Source organism: Cytobacillus praedii, assembly GCF_001439605.1.
GTDB classification, from domain to species: Bacteria; Bacillota; Bacilli; order Bacillales; family Cytobacillaceae; genus Cytobacillus; species Cytobacillus praedii.
The window spans coordinates 49,444-64,480 of the sequence record NZ_LMBX01000006.1; the positions used below are offsets into that span (position 1 = coordinate 49,444).

Sequence of the window (15,037 nt, forward strand, 5' to 3'; positions counted from 1 at the left end):
GTCTGCCGCAGCCGTTAGATTTACACTAACTCAGAGAAAACAGCCGCTCACGGTTTTAATACTACCTTTATACAATCATCCTCATGGTTATTAAAAATCTGGTATCCATGACTCGCTTTATCGAGGGGAAGTTTATGTGTGATAATATCTGTTGGATCAAACTCTTTATCCTTTATCATTTCATAAAGCTTTGGCATAAAAGGGATCACTGGAGCTTGTCCCATTTTCAAGGTAATATTTCTAGCGAAAAATGCCCCTAATGGAAATAGGTTATAATTCCCTCCGTAAACGCCTGTCATTTGAACGGTTCCTGCTTTTTTTATTGCCTTTGTGGAAATTTGGATTGGACCAAGTGTACCGCCTTGAAGCTTTAGCTTTTGTTCAAGAAATTCAATCGGAGATTTCTTCCCATCCATTCCAACACAATCAATAACAACATCCGCACCACCGTGGGTAATTTCTTTTAAATGCTCTCCCATATCAGGATATTTCGTAAACTCATAAACCTCAACATGATTCGTTCTTTTTGCATGATTAATTCGATAATCTAAATAATCTACAGCGATTACACGTTTTGCCCCCTGCATCCTGGCAAATTTTTGTGCCATTAAGCCCACAGGACCGCTGCCAAGTATAATGACTGTATCACCTTTCTTGACACCAGCATGGATGACACTCCAATAGGCTGTCGGTAGCACATCAGATAAAAATAGAAGCGACTCATCTTCTAATTCACATGATTCAGGGATAACAAATGGAGTGAAATTTCCAAACGGAACTCTTAAGTACTCTGCCTGGCCTCCAGGATAGTTTCCGTATTTTTCTGAATAGCCAAAATAACCTCCTGAATCATAGTGTGGGTTTGAATTATCGCATTGGCTGGTTAAATCCTGTTCACAGAATGCACAATGACCACAGGCAATATTAAATGGGATAACTACTCGATCCCCTTTTTTTACCTTTGTCACTTCTGATCCAACTTCTTCAACAATTCCCATAGGTTCATGACCGATGACATAACCAGGAGGCAAAGGCATATTTCCTTGATATAAATGTAAATCTGATCCGCAAATAGCGGTTGAGGTAATTTTAACGATAATATCATCATTCTTCTCTATGGTAGGGTCTTCCACATTATCAATTAATACATTCTTCGGTCCATGATATGTGACAGCTTTCATTTCTAAACACTCCAGTCAGTATTTATTACTGCTACCTTTAATTTAGTATTCTCCTGTAACACCGGCTTACTCCCCAAAAAATTGGTACTACTGTAATGAATAATAATTTCATCCGGTTGCAAAATAACAATGATTTTTATTATGAGGAGGAGTCATATGCAATTTCAAAACCAGCAAGGTCAGGGCCAGATGCACCAAAACATGCATACAGGTTTCGTTAATCAACAATTAAATCATGGCGGGCATGAAGTATTTGATGTTCATGAAGTATTATCGGGAACAATCGGAACATTAGATTTGTATACGTTGCTGCGTCCTCAAGTAAAGGACACAGAACTATTAAATATACTTGATCGACAAACTCAATATATGAAAACAGAGTATAATACGACTGTAGATTGTTTTAAAACCGGACAAGATCCCTCGACTCGAATGCAGCCTTACAATATGACGCAAGGAAATGATTTCATATATGGATTAAAGCCGTCCCAGCCGAAAAAACCATTACAATCTGCTTCAGAGTTGACTGATGAATGTATTTCCAGTTATATGCTTGGTTCTCTAAAAGCAGGTGCTGGCTCAAAAGCTATGGCAGCTCTAGAGATTACCAATCCTGTCGTACGAAGAGTCATTGCCGACTCCATTCCAAATTGTATTGAAATGGCTTATGAATTGGCCGTTTATCAAAACAAACATCATTATTATCAAGTACCACAGCTTTCAGAACAGGATATGGAGCAGTTAGTCAATTCCTTTGCTCCAGCAACAATGAATGGGCAAATGCAAAATCCTAATACTGCACATTAATTAATTGGCGATTCCAATCAACGGGATCGCCTTTATACATGAATAAACATCCATTTTCAATCAGAAAGGCACTGTCATTCCTGGGATTAGAAACGCCATGTATTCTTTAGCTTTAACCTAACCAGGATATCCTGTCCGTCATCCGGTATCTCCAAGCTGTTAGACCCCAACTTAGACTATTTTATTCCTTAAACTTCTTGTAGTGAGGAGGCTGCAACCCGTTATTCTGTGAAAAAATTTGCTATTTTAAAGGAAAACAAGCAAAATAATAAAATAGGAATGATGGAAAGTAGGGGTCTTTTTGCCTGATTTTTTACCATTAGGAATATCTTCGAGTGTTTCAAATGCGTTACAGAAAGGAAGTATTGTTAAACCGACTCCCATTCAAGGTAAGGCGATTCCAGCTATTTTGAATGGAAAAGATCTCATTGCACAATCCCAAACTGGAACAGGTAAAACACTTGCATTTGTTTTACCTATTTTAGAAAAAGTGAATAGAGATACCGAGTACATACAAGCTTTAATCGTCACGCCTACCCGAGAACTCGCCATACAAATTACTGACGAAATTGAAAAGCTCATTAAACATATGGATGGAATAAACGTTTTAGCAGTATATGGCGGCAAAGATGTAGACAAGCAATTAAATAAATTAAAGAACAACATTCAGATTGTAGTTGGTACACCTGGCCGTTTATTAGACCATATTAGAAGAGAAACGATCCAATTGGATAAGGCTTCCTTTCTTGTATTAGATGAAGCCGATCAAATGCTTCATATTGGTTTTTTAGTTGAAGTGGAAGAAATTATTAAGCAAACGCCAAATTCTAGACAAACGCTGTTATTTTCAGCTACTATCCCAGCTGAGATCAAAAAATTAGCCAAGAAGCATATGAATGAGCCCGAATATCTTCAAATTGAAAAAACCCAGGGACCAGCAGTCAACGTGAAACAGGTTGCCATTCATACAATTGACCGTGCTAAGCAAGGAACGCTTATTCATTTAATTGAAACCCACCGTCCATTTCTAGCAGTTATTTTTTGCCGGACAAAACGCAGAGTTTCAAAGTTATATGACGTACTAAAAATAAACGGGTTTACATGCGATGAATTACACGGCGACCTTTCACAAGCAAAGAGAGAACTGGTAATGAAGCGTTTTCGTGATGCAGAATTTCAATTACTTATAGCAACTGATATTGCTGCAAGAGGTCTAGATATTGACGGGGTCACACATGTGTTTAATTATGATATTCCTCAGGACGCTGAAAGCTATGTGCACAGGATAGGCAGAACGGGAAGAGCGGGTATGAAGGGACTTGCTATTACTTTGTATTCATCTGCTGATCGTCCGACACTTGATCTTATTGAAAAAGAGCTTGATATTACGATTCAAAAGCAAACGACTGGAAAAATTGAGAAAAAACGAGATAATGATAAAAATAAGGGTGCGCGCTCAACAACAAATAGCCATGATTCTAAAACAGACAAATCACACCAATCTCGAAAAACGCATAAACCACAAAAAAATAATAGCAATCAGAAAGCGGAACGCAAAACCACTAGAAAACAGAAGGCATCTTCCAGTTCCATTAGTTTGAATAGCCCTTCAAAGGGAAATGGAAGAGCAAACAGAAGCAAAAATAGAAGAACACGATAAAGAGGTGTAAACATGTTACAGACAAAAATTAAAAATTATTTTTCCGAAGAAAAAACAGCATCATTTAAAGAAGAAATCGAATATGCAAGAAAGCATCAGATTATCGATGAATCAAGTGTGATAAAGGAAATGGATCCCGTTTCCCGTTTCAGCAATGCATACATTGAACGCAGTGACAAAGAAACAGAAGAGTTTCTCGGTGAAGAATCAGCACTCTTCTTAAATCAGCCAATTCTTTATTTAAAGAAACACCTGAATGAATTTATCTATATAGAATCAGATTCTTTTCCAATGATTCATGCTGAATCCATGTGTCTTGAAGTAGATGATATCTTTCGTACATATGAAGTCATGCTTGGTTTAAAACTTCAAAAAAAATATGAAAAAGTTATTAAAGCGTTCTTAGAAATAGAATTAATTGGAGAAATAAAAGTTAGTTTACTATTTAACCAGACTGATGGATTATGGGATTTTAACTTTGCCTTGAATAATCTTGAGGGATTCAACGAAGACCTAACAATTGGCGAAGTTCTTGTTCTTATATACCGTTTCCTTTTCAAATTAGCTGAAACGGTAGAAGAAAATAAATAAGGGAGTTGTTTAACATGTTCAAACATTCAAAAAAATGGATTGTCATCGCTCTTTTATTTCTTTTGACAATGACGATTTCAACAAGTGCATTTGCCTCCAATGGAGATAGTAATAACGAAGATAGTATTAACGAAAAGTTCGGTCTGCCAGTTGTAGTATATGGCTCAGCCTTAAGTCCAGCACAAAAGGAAGAGGTCCGTAAATTATTAGGTGTGAAAGATCCAAAAATGGTAAAGGAAATAACAGTCACTGGCGAAGATCTAGAACGCTATATTAAAGGAAACAAACATTCTAATATGTATTCCTCTGCCAAAATTACGCTAAAGGATTCAGGTTCTGGTCTCTATATTAATCAAGTAACACCCGAAAATATTACTGAAGTTTCAGATGAAATGTATGCAAATGCCCTTTTAACGGCAGGCATTCAAGATGCGGTCGTCGATGTTGCTTCCGTGGTTAAGGTTAGCGGTCATTCCGCTCTTGTCGGAATCTATAAAGCATATGACGAGGGAGAAGGAACTGAATTAAATACAGAACATACGGAAGTAGCCAATGAAGAATTAAGCCTAGCCTCTAAATTGGCAAAGCAGGAAGGACTCGATAAAGACAAAATTTCCGAGCTCTTAACTGAAATTAAGAAAGAAATTGCGGCGCAAAACCCTGCTACAAAAGAGGATATTGAGAAGATAATCAATGAGCAATTAAAGACGCTCGAAATCCAATTAAGTCCTGAGGACCGCCAGCTCCTCATCGATCTATTTGAAAAAATGCGTAGCCTTAATATTAACTTTGACAATGTAAAATCGCAGCTAGAAGATTTATCAAAAGACATTCAAAGCCGCATTGAGGAAGCAGTTGGAGATAAAGGCTTTCTGCAAGCGATTGGTGACTTCTTTAAAAATTTTATTGATGGGATTAAAAATCTATTTTCTTAAAAGCAGGGAATGACCCCTGCTTTTTATTTTTCTAGCTGTGTAAACTTAACCGGTGTATGTAAGGAATATTTATCCCGGTAGGAACGATAAGCAATTATCCTTTCATTCAAGGCCTGTACATCCACTTGTAATATTGATGAATTTTTCATTTCTAAATAATAATACATTCCATCCAGTTCCATTTCATAAAAACTAAACTGCAAGCCTAGGAAATCCTTTTTTATCACTTTTATATCAGGATGATTTTTAATAAAATCTGCTATTTCTTTTACCGAGGCAGATGAAGTTCCTGTAAAAGCAAAAATTTTTTCTTTCATTTTTGCATTCGCTTTATTGAAAGTGACTTTTGCTTTATGAATCATACTATCCATTCGATTTTTCATAAAAAACTCCTCGCTTTTTCTTAATATATTCTTTCAAAACATGACACTTATCATGGTTTATACATGACACGTATGTCTTCTAACAAGTTCCTTTCTTCTGTAGTATTATCATTAAAATGGCGGAAGGATACAAATAATATGACAAAACAAAAACAAATTCAATTAAAGAAACAAATGGCTCCGTATGAAAAATCGAATACAAAAGAAAGTGTTTGGCAGTTGATTAATACTATTTTACCTTTTGTCGGGCTTTGGTTTTTGGCATATAAAAGCTTATCCGTTTCCTATATTTTAACATTAATCATCGCAGTTTTCGCCGCGGGATTTTTAGTAAGAATTTTCATCATCTTTCATGATTGCTGCCACCATTCTTTCTTTAAAAACCGGTCGGCTAATAAGATTATCGGAACTATCACAGGGATTATAACTATTTTTCCGTATAGCCAATGGCAGCATGATCATTCTGTTCACCATGCCACAAGCAGCAATTTAGATAAGCGTGGGGTTGGTGATATTTGGATGCTTACCGTTGATGAATATATGTCAGCATCTGCTTGGCAAAAAATTGCCTACCGCTTGTATCGAAACCCAATTATTATGTTTGGTCTTGGACCTATCTATGTCTTTCTTATTAAAAATCGATTTAACAGAAAAGGCGCTCGTACGAAGGAGCGATTGAATACGTATTTAACGAATATTTCAATTGTTGTCTTATATGGTCTCCTATGCTGGGGATTAGGATGGGAATCGTTTCTCCTTGTTCAATTACCAATCTTCTTAATCTCAGGTGCTGCAGGAATATGGCTTTTTTATGTACAGCATACGTTTGAAGATTCATATTTCGAGGAAGATGCAGAATGGGAGTACGTTAAAGCAGCTGTTGAAGGCAGCTCCTTCTATAAACTTCCAAAACCATTGCAATGGATTACAGGGAATATTGGCTACCACCATGTTCACCATTTAAGCCCAAGAGTACCGAACTACAAACTAGAAGAGGCTCATAATAATACAGAACCATTAAAAAATGTACCGACTATCACACTAAGTACAAGCTTGCAATCACTTAAATTCCACCTTTGGGATGAAAAAGGAAAGAAATTTGTCGCATATAAAGAAATCACAAATTATCTCCAGCATTCGAAAAAAAGTGAGATGGCATCTAGATTAAAGTAGTACAATATAGGTGAAGCCACTTGGATGAGCTTCACCTATTTTTAGTATTAAAAAGGGGTTCATATGATAAAAAACTATTTTACAACTTTAAAAAGCTCTGGTATATCTCCATATATTTGGAGTGTATTTGCCGTTCTGCCGTTTTACTTCATTTTTCAATCTTCCTCGACAATTGAAATCATTGTTGGTGTTTTATTGACAATTATCTTTTTTATCTCTTATCGATTGGCTTTTCTTTCGAAAAAATGGCCTGTTTATTTATGGACAGGAATCCTCATCGCCATTTCCACTGCCATGACGATTATTTTTCAATTTGTTTATTTTGCCTTCTATATTGCCTATTATAATGGAAATATCAAAAACAGAATTGCTTTCCTAACGCTATATATTATTCATCTTATATTTACAATTGCATCGATTAATTATAATTTAGTCCTAGGGAAACCTTTGTTTTTGAAGCAATTGCCATTTGTGATTATTATTGGAATAAGCGTAATCCTTCTCCCGTTCAACCTCTATAATAAAAAGAAGCAGGAAAAACTAGAAGAACAGCTAGAGGTTGCAAATCAGCGAATTTCAGAGCTTGTGAAACAAGAGGAGCGTCAACGGATTGCCCGAGATCTTCATGATACATTAGGACAAAAGCTTTCATTAATTGGTCTAAAAAGTGACCTTGCGAGGAGACTAGTATACAAAGATCCTGAAAGCTCCCGAAGTGAAATGAAGGATGTTCAGCAAACTGCAAGGACTGCCTTAAACGAAGTTCGTACGATGGTCTCGCAAATGCGAGGAATTCGTTTAGAGGAAGAAATTATCCGTGTCAAACAAATCCTTCAAGCAGCAGAAATCACACTTATTGTAGAAAATGATTTAAATCGTCTGAACATATCAATCTTTCTCGAAAATCTGCTTAGCATGTGTATGAAAGAAGCGGTCACAAATGTCGTAAAACATAGCAATGCCACTAACTGCCACATCAAATTTGAACAATCAGCAAATGAAGTATGTATTATTATTAAGGATAATGGCATCGGTATTCCCGATCAATATTACTTCTCTAAAGGCAGCGGTTTGCTCGGTATAAAAGAACGGCTAGAATTTGTAAACGGCAGCTTAGATGTAAAATCGGATGATGGCACCACGATTACAATGTGGGTTCCAAGTGTTGTAAAACAGACTTAAAAGGAGGAGCAAGTATGATTAGAATTGTAATTGCTGAAGATCAACGGATGATGCTAGGTGCATTAGGATCCTTGCTCAACCTGGAAGATGATATGGAAGTGGTCGGAAAAGCGAATAATGGAAAGGAAGCCGTCACTTTAGTTAAACACCATCAACCTGATATTTGTATCATGGATATTGAAATGCCTGAGAAAAGTGGACTTGAGGCGGCCGAGGATTTAAAGGGATTCGGTTGTAAAGTCATTATTTTAACAACCTTTGCTCGATCTGGTTATTTTCAAAGGGCACTACAAGCAGGGGTAAGTGGATATTTACTGAAAGATAGCCCGAGTGAAGAATTAGCTAGCTCCATTCGAATGGTTATGGCTGGAAGAAGGATTTATGCACCTGAACTTATGGATGATGTCTACAGTGAAGAAAATCCGCTAACCGAACGTGAAAAGGCAGTCCTTGAGCTTGTTGCTGATGGAAAGAATACAAAAGAAATTGCTGATGAGCTTAAAATCAAAACAGGAACAGTCAGAAACTATATCTCACAAATACTTGACAAACTTGAGGTCAAAAACCGAATAGAAGCGATTACACAATCGAAAGAAAAGGGATGGTTTAAGTAAACCATTCTTTTTTATTTTTAATACGAGGGTATTGAGCCTGTTCTTTGATAGGACTTTTTAAAACTTGACGGCTTAGATGATTCATGGCTATCCATTATCTTGCTCCATTTAAAATTGGGTTCCATGATTCATTCATGACTGCCATATTTGAGGTTTTTATAAGACAAGAGTCCTTACTAGAAAAGACAGCGTAAACAAGTATTTCATCCTCTAGTTCAAATAAATTTGCAGGCAAATACATACGATTTTATATTTTTTGAATTTTTTAAAAAAACCACTCGACAAAGTATATGAATTGGAGGATAATTGTAAAAATAAAATAAATTACTTTTACTAAGTACCGCTTAAAAGAGTTGATAAACGGCAGCGCTTTTAAGCAAGAATCATGAGAATTACATATTAAAAAGACAGGGAGAAGAAGTAGGATGAGAGACTATCAAATGGAAATCAACTTAACCACAGCGAGAAAACAAAAACCGGCATTTGACCAGCTTCAGTTTGGAAGACATTTTACAGATCATATGTTTGTAATGGATTATTCTACAGAAAAAGGCTGGTATGACCCACGAATTATTCCTTATCAACCTGTCACATTGGAACCATCGGCAATGATTTTTCATTACGGGCAAACAGTATTTGAAGGATTGAAGGCATATCTCTCAAAAGAAGGGCAAGTATTATTATTTAGACCAAAGAAAAATATGGAACGAATGAATCGTTCAAATGTGAGACTATGCATGCCTCCAATTGATGAGGCATTTGCATTATATGCATTAAAACAATTGCTTTCTATTGAAAAGGACTGGATTCCTTCATATGAAGGCACTTCTCTTTATATACGCCCATTTATCATCTCAACTGAGCCTTTCTTAGGCGTTGCGCCATCAAACAGCTATCGTTTTATGATCATTTTATCCCCAGTTGGGGCTTACTATAAAGAAGGCATTAATCCTGTGAAAATTTCTGTTGAACAAGAATTTGTTCGTGCAGTTCAAGGCGGGACTGGTAATGCGAAAACAGCCGGCAACTATGCTGGCAGCTTAAAGGCACAAGAAGTAGCTGGAAATGCGGGATATTCACAAGTTCTTTGGCTAGATGGCAAAGAAAAGAAATATATCGAAGAAGTCGGCAGCATGAATGTATTCTTCAAGATAAACGGAGAAGTAATCACACCTGTTTTAAATGGGAGCATTTTAGACGGTGTTACCCGTGATTCAATTATTCGCCTAATTGAACATTGGAATATTCCTTTTTCTGAACGAAAAATTTCAATGGAAGAAATCTATCAGGCACATAAAGAAGGTATTTTAGAAGAAGCTTTTGGTACGGGTACTGCCGCTGTCATCTCACCAATTGGGGAGTTCTACTGGCAAAATGAAGAACTTAAAATCAATAATGGAGAAACAGGGGAACTAGCGAAAAAATTATATGATACACTAACAGGGATTCAATATGGAACACATGAAGACCCGTTTGGATGGCGTGTAGAAGTATTAGAGGAAGCATTAAAGATTTAATTATTTTGCTTGCAATATTCAAAATACATGGTATGCTATGAATGAATTCAAATAAGAAACACTAGGGGTGTCTTGTAAAAGACTGAGATTGAACGGCCGTTCTAAACCCTTTGAACCTGATCTAGTTCACACTGGCGTAGGGAAGTGGTAAATGGTTGAACATGAACATATCTATCAACCCCCACTCTTATGTCTAAAGGAGTGGGGGTTTTATTATACTTAAATACTAATTAAATACTTTTTCTACTAGGGGCGCCTTATGGCTGAGATGTAACCCTTTGAACCTGATCTAGATCATACTAGCGTAGGGAAGTAGGTAAGATGATTACAGCTATTTGTGCGTAATGATTTAACCGCTTTCCACCTTTGGATAGCGGTTTTTTTATTGGCTTTCATTTAAATTCAAAGGAGGAAATAAATTGGGAACTGTAAAAATAAAGAAATTCACTGAAAGACTGTTTGAAAATGTTCAGCCAATCTGGGAGAAGAATCATAATCATCCTTTTGTTCAAGAGCTTGGGAGAGGTCAATTGGCTGAGGAAAAATTCATTCACTATATGAAGCAGGACTATGTATATTTAATCGATTACGCAAAGCTATTTGCCGTGGGGGTACTAAAAGCACAAGATCTACATACGATGGGGAAATTTGCTCAAATTCTTGATGAGACATTGAATGTTGAAATGGAGCTTCACCGCCAATTTGCTGCTGAATTTGGCATTTCACGAAAGCAGTTAGAAGCAACAAAGCCAACGCCAGTTAATCTTGCGTATACACGCTATATGTTAAACGTTGCCCAAAATGGCAGTTTAGCTGAGGTTGTTGCTTGTCTGTTGCCTTGTGCATGGGATTACTGGGAAATTGGGAAATTGCTAAGAAAACAATACGGAAATCAAATACAGACAAATCGATATGCCAAATGGATTGAAACATACGATTCTGAAACCTTTGGCAATGGAGCTAAGTGGCTCATACAGCTGATGGATGAATTAGCGGAAGGGAAGCCAGAACGGGAACTCGCAATCCTTGAGGAGCATTTCCAAATGACCTCAAAGTACGAATATTTATTCTGGGACATGAACTATTACAAACAAGACTGGCCAATTTAAAAGTAAATGGGGAGAAGTAATGACGCTAGTGCTAAAAAATGTTTCATACACATTTACGAATAAAGGAAACCAATCTAATAAAGTGATCTCGGAATTAAGTATGCAAGTAAATCGTGGGGAGTTCGTCTCTCTCATTGGCAAAAGCGGCACAGGAAAAAGCACGATATTAAAACTGGTAACTGGCCTGCTTACACAAGATGAAGGAGAAATATCCATTGACGGCAAGCCTATTTCGCTTGGGGATGTTGGCTATATGCCTCAGCGAGACCTGCTGCTTCCATGGAGATCAATTCTTGACAATATCATCATTTCGGCGGAATTCCGGAAGGATTTACAAATTACGAGAGAAGAAGCAAGACATTGGCTGAACCGTGTTGGCCTAATTGAATATGAAAACGCCCTTCCAAAACAATTGTCTGGAGGAATGAGGCAGCGCGCTGCCTTCCTTCGGGCACTCCTGACAGGCAAGGACCTGCTTTTGCTAGATGAACCGTTCGGTGCTCTTGACGCACTCACAAAAAGAGAGATGCAAGCATGGCTGTTATCCATTTGGCAGGAGCTAAATAAAACAGTTTTGTTTATCACCCATGATCTGGAGGAAGCATGTTTTCTTAGTGATCGAATCATCCTTCTGCACCCAGACAAAAAGGTTGAAAAAATCAATGTAGATCTGCCGCGCCCACGATTTCCTGAACTGCTGCATTCAACAGAATTGGCTGGGCTGCGGCACGAACTGGAGAAAAAGATTGCAAATGAAACAGATTAAGAGATGGATTCAAAGTTATAGTCTATTTATCATTTTTGCGAGTTTACTATTAATCGTATTTGAATGGCTGGTTAGGTGGAAGTTCATCCCTTCATTTATCATACCTGCACCAACCAGCGTCATGATGATGATCTTGGAAAATTGGCGGCCATTAGTATTTGATCATTTAAACGCTACCATGCTTGAATTTATTATCGGCTTTTTAATTTCTGTAATAGGCGGTGTATTACTAGCAGTTTGGATGTTTTTTTCAAAAACTGTTGAGAAAATGTTATACCCTGCTGTACTGATCTCTCAGATGATGCCAATTATAGCCCTATCCCCAATTTTTGTTCTGTGGTTTGGCTACACGATATGGAGCAAGGTTGCTGTGACTGTATTAATCTCATTTTTTCCAATTGTCGTTGGTACATATGATGGTCTGAAGTCAGGAGATAAAGAGTATATTGAACTGCTTCGATCGATGGGTGCAACACGATGGCACACGTTTATAAAGCTGAACATTCCAATGGCTTTGCCATCCTTTTTCTCTGGGCTGAAGCTTGCAACAGTCTATGCATTAGTTGGAGCGACGATTGGCGAATGGCTTGGTGCAAGTGAAGGGTTGGGTTATTACAGCCGGCGCATGTCTGGCAATTTAAATGCAGAAGGGGTTTTTGCGGCCATCACGATACTGACGATCATTGGCATTCTTCTTTTTGCCATCATGTCAGCAATTGAAAAGAAAGCATTGCACTGGAAAAATACAGAATAACAAACAACTGGAGTTGGTTAGTAATGAAAAAAATCTGGTTTCTAATTTTAATATTAGCAATGCTGCTAACAGCCTGTTCAGAAAATAAAGCAAATAGCAATGAGAAAGAGAAGCTAGAAGATATTAGCATTATGCTAGATTGGTATCCAAATGCAGTACATACAGCGATTTATGTTGCAAAAGAAAAGGGTTACTTTGCCGATGAAGGGCTGAATGTCAACATTGAGATGCCTGCAGATACAAATGATCCGTTGAAGCTTGCGGCTACTGGGAAGGTCGACTTGGCAATCAGCTATCAAACACAGCTTTTAGTATCAAGAGCTGAAGGGATTCCGGTTGTATCAGTCGCAGCTCTTGTCAGACATTCACTTGATGCCATTATGTTTAAAAAGGATAGTGGCATACAATCTCCAAAGGATTTGGAAGGAAAAAATATTGGGTATCCCTCAGCATCTGTCAATGAAGCGGTTGTTTCTACGATGGTAAAAAAAGATGGCGGCGACATGAATAATGTAAAAATGACCGATGTTGGCTGGGATTTAATGCCGTCACTTGCCACAGATAATGTGGATGCGCTTACGGGGGCTTATATTAACCATGAACTTGTCCTATTAAAGAAAGAAGGGTATGACATGGATATCCTTAAACTTACTGACTTTGGAGTTCCAGATAACTATGAACTTGTAATTGTTACAGGAGAGAAAGCATTAAAGAAGAAAAAAACATCCTTTGAAAAATTCTGGAAAGCTATAACAAGAGCACAGGAAGAGGTTAAAAAAGATCCTGCTTCCGGTCTTAAAGTTCTGCTTGATCATGAAAATGACAGCTTTCCTCTAGATAAGGAAGTGGAAGCTGAAAGTTTACAAGTGCTTTTACCCCTAATGGAGGAGTCAAATGTGCCGTTCGGATATCAGGAGGAGGACACTTGGAATCAAGTCGCTAACTGGCTTTATGAATCAAAGGTAATCAAGCAGAAAATGAATGCAAAAGAAGCATTTGTTAACATCGTTTCGAAATAATGAATGCTACAAATCGAGGGGAGGATTTAATTTGGATAAAACAAAGAAGCTTACATTAACTGCGCTCATCGCAGCCATTACGACCGTATCAAGCAGTCTCATTTACATTCCAGTAGGATTTGCGAAGATTTTCCCGATTCAGCATTTTGCAAACGTCTTATCAGCTGTGCTGCTTGGCCCATGGTATGCAGTCTTTCAAGCAGTTATTTCCTCAACTTTAAGGAACTTGCTCGGGACAGGAAGTATTTTTGCTTATCCCGGAAGTATGATCGGGGCATTTTTTGCAGCCATTCTATATAAGAAAACAAAGAAACTTACCTTTGCTGCAGCAGGGGAAGTCTTCGGGACAGGAATACTTGGAGCAATGGCAACCTATCCAATATCCATTCTGTTATTAGGGCAGGAAGCAGCATTGTTTGGCTTTATTCCTGCATTTATGATCAGTTCATTCACTGGTGCGCTCATGGGGTATGGTTTGCTCAAGATATTAGTTCGAAATAAGGCAATTGGAGGAATGCTCGATGAAAACAGCACTTACCATCGCGGGCTCTGATTCTGGAGGCGGAGCTGGCATTCAGGCAGATTTGAAAGCCTTCTCCGCACACGGGGTTTACGGAATGTCGGTTATAACTGCCGTTACAGCACAAAATACAGTAGAGGTTCGATCCGTGCAGGATATAGAAACTTCTATTATCAAGGATCAAATAGAGGCTGTTTTTGACGATATTCGTGTAGATGCTGTGAAAATTGGCATGTTATCATCTGCTAAAACCGCAGAGACAGTCGCTGCCTCATTACAAAAATATGAACCTGCGATTGTTGTTCTTGATCCTGTCATGGTATCTAAAGGCGGGCATCATTTACTGCAGTCTGATGCCATTTCTGTATTAAAAGAAAAAATAATTCCTATGGCAACGATCATAACACCGAACATACCTGAAGCAGAAGTGTTAGTTAGGGGCAACATTCAGTCTGCAGAAGATATGTTGGAAGCCTGCCGTTCCATGCAATCTCTTGGTGCTAAAGCCGTCCTGCTTAAAGGGGGACATTTGAATGGGGAACCAAATGATTTATTATTTGATGGAGAAATTTTCACTTGGATAAATGGAACCCGAATTCATACGAAAAACACGCATGGAACAGGCTGCACTCTATCATCAGCAATTGCAGCAAATCTAGCAAACGGTGCTTCATTAATAGATGCCGTTCAGGAAGCAAAGAAATATATTACACTGGCCATCACACATAGTCTTGAAATTGGCAATGGGCATGGGCCAACACATCATTTCTTTGAGCTTTATAACAATGCAAAACTAGTGAAAAAGTTACACGTCAAGGGGATATAA

Annotated in this window: 16 protein-coding genes and 2 riboswitches; of the genes, 14 read left to right on the top strand and 2 right to left on the bottom strand. The window is 37.8% G+C overall.

Annotation, left to right across the window (positions count from 1 at the left end; genetic code table 11):
• Window positions 1–47: 47 nt before the first annotated feature.
• On the bottom strand, window positions 48–1,181 hold the full coding sequence (locus ASU02_RS08350; protein WP_057762940.1) for a zinc-dependent alcohol dehydrogenase: 1,134 nt from the start codon (window positions 1,179–1,181) through the stop codon (window positions 48–50).
• Between the two features lie 156 nt (window positions 1,182–1,337).
• On the opposite strand from ASU02_RS08350, the gene ASU02_RS08355 reads away from it, so the two are divergent.
• The 4 genes from ASU02_RS08355 (at window position 1,338) to ASU02_RS08370 (ending at window position 5,174) form a co-directional block, all read left to right on the top strand.
• Entirely contained in the window at window positions 1,338–1,988 is a 651-nt protein-coding gene (locus ASU02_RS08355; protein ID WP_057762942.1) for a spore coat protein, read from the top strand.
• Between the two features lie 301 nt (window positions 1,989–2,289).
• Window positions 2,290–3,648, top strand: a complete 1,359-nt coding sequence (locus ASU02_RS08360; RefSeq protein ID WP_057762944.1) for a DEAD/DEAH box helicase — start codon at window positions 2,290–2,292, stop codon at window positions 3,646–3,648.
• Between the two features lie 12 nt (window positions 3,649–3,660).
• Window positions 3,661–4,239: a hypothetical protein gene (locus ASU02_RS08365; RefSeq protein ID WP_057762946.1), complete on the top strand. Its 579-nt coding sequence runs from the start codon at window positions 3,661–3,663 to the stop codon at window positions 4,237–4,239.
• A 14-nt stretch (window positions 4,240–4,253) separates the two neighbouring features.
• Complete coding sequence (locus ASU02_RS08370) at window positions 4,254–5,174, top strand: DUF1002 domain-containing protein (RefSeq protein ID WP_057762948.1); 921 nt, start codon at window positions 4,254–4,256, stop codon at window positions 5,172–5,174.
• A gap of 23 nt (window positions 5,175–5,197) precedes the next feature.
• On the opposite strand, the gene ASU02_RS08375 is transcribed toward ASU02_RS08370, so the two are convergent.
• The gene (locus ASU02_RS08375; RefSeq protein WP_057762949.1) at window positions 5,198–5,557 is read right to left on the bottom strand and encodes a hypothetical protein; all 360 of its coding nucleotides are present in this window, start codon (window positions 5,555–5,557) and stop codon (window positions 5,198–5,200) included.
• Between the two features lie 138 nt (window positions 5,558–5,695).
• On the opposite strand from ASU02_RS08375, the gene ASU02_RS08380 reads away from it, so the two are divergent.
• The 10 genes from ASU02_RS08380 to thiD all read left to right on the top strand — a co-directional run bounded on the left by ASU02_RS08380 (window position 5,696) and on the right by thiD (window position 15,037).
• Window positions 5,696–6,730 (top strand): fatty acid desaturase, encoded by a 1,035-nt coding sequence (locus ASU02_RS08380; RefSeq protein WP_057762951.1) that lies wholly within the window; start codon window positions 5,696–5,698, stop codon window positions 6,728–6,730.
• A gap of 63 nt (window positions 6,731–6,793) precedes the next feature.
• Window positions 6,794–7,912 (top strand): sensor histidine kinase, encoded by a 1,119-nt coding sequence (locus ASU02_RS08385; protein WP_057762953.1) that lies wholly within the window; start codon window positions 6,794–6,796, stop codon window positions 7,910–7,912.
• A 14-nt stretch (window positions 7,913–7,926) separates the two neighbouring features.
• Window positions 7,927–8,526: a response regulator transcription factor gene (locus ASU02_RS08390; protein ID WP_057762956.1), complete on the top strand. Its 600-nt coding sequence runs from the start codon at window positions 7,927–7,929 to the stop codon at window positions 8,524–8,526.
• 425 nt (window positions 8,527–8,951) lie between these two features.
• Window positions 8,952–10,043, top strand: a complete 1,092-nt coding sequence (locus ASU02_RS08395; RefSeq protein WP_057762958.1) for a branched-chain amino acid aminotransferase — start codon at window positions 8,952–8,954, stop codon at window positions 10,041–10,043.
• A gap of 53 nt (window positions 10,044–10,096) precedes the next feature.
• Window positions 10,097–10,203: riboswitch (TPP riboswitch) on the top strand.
• A gap of 78 nt (window positions 10,204–10,281) precedes the next feature.
• A riboswitch (TPP riboswitch) is annotated at window positions 10,282–10,371 on the top strand.
• 91 nt (window positions 10,372–10,462) lie between these two features.
• Window positions 10,463–11,152, top strand: coding sequence for a thiaminase II (gene tenA / locus ASU02_RS08400; protein ID WP_057762960.1), 690 nt, complete (start codon window positions 10,463–10,465; stop codon window positions 11,150–11,152).
• Window positions 11,153–11,171: 19 nt separating this feature from the next.
• On the top strand, window positions 11,172–11,918 hold the full coding sequence (locus ASU02_RS08405; protein ID WP_057762962.1) for an ABC transporter ATP-binding protein: 747 nt from the start codon (window positions 11,172–11,174) through the stop codon (window positions 11,916–11,918).
• The gene (locus ASU02_RS08410; protein ID WP_082631750.1) at window positions 11,905–12,672 is read left to right on the top strand and encodes an ABC transporter permease; all 768 of its coding nucleotides are present in this window, start codon (window positions 11,905–11,907) and stop codon (window positions 12,670–12,672) included. The genes ASU02_RS08405 and ASU02_RS08410 overlap by 14 nt, the downstream gene beginning before the upstream one ends.
• Window positions 12,673–12,695: 23 nt before the next feature.
• Entirely contained in the window at window positions 12,696–13,691 is a 996-nt protein-coding gene (locus tag ASU02_RS08415; RefSeq protein WP_057762964.1) for an ABC transporter substrate-binding protein, read from the top strand.
• A gap of 31 nt (window positions 13,692–13,722) precedes the next feature.
• A complete protein-coding gene (gene thiW, locus ASU02_RS08420; RefSeq protein ID WP_057762966.1) occupies window positions 13,723–14,244 on the top strand; it encodes an energy coupling factor transporter S component ThiW in 522 nt (173 codons plus the stop codon).
• A complete protein-coding gene (gene thiD / locus ASU02_RS08425) occupies window positions 14,213–15,037 on the top strand; it encodes a bifunctional hydroxymethylpyrimidine kinase/phosphomethylpyrimidine kinase (protein WP_057762968.1) in 825 nt (274 codons plus the stop codon). The genes thiW and thiD overlap by 32 nt, the downstream gene beginning before the upstream one ends.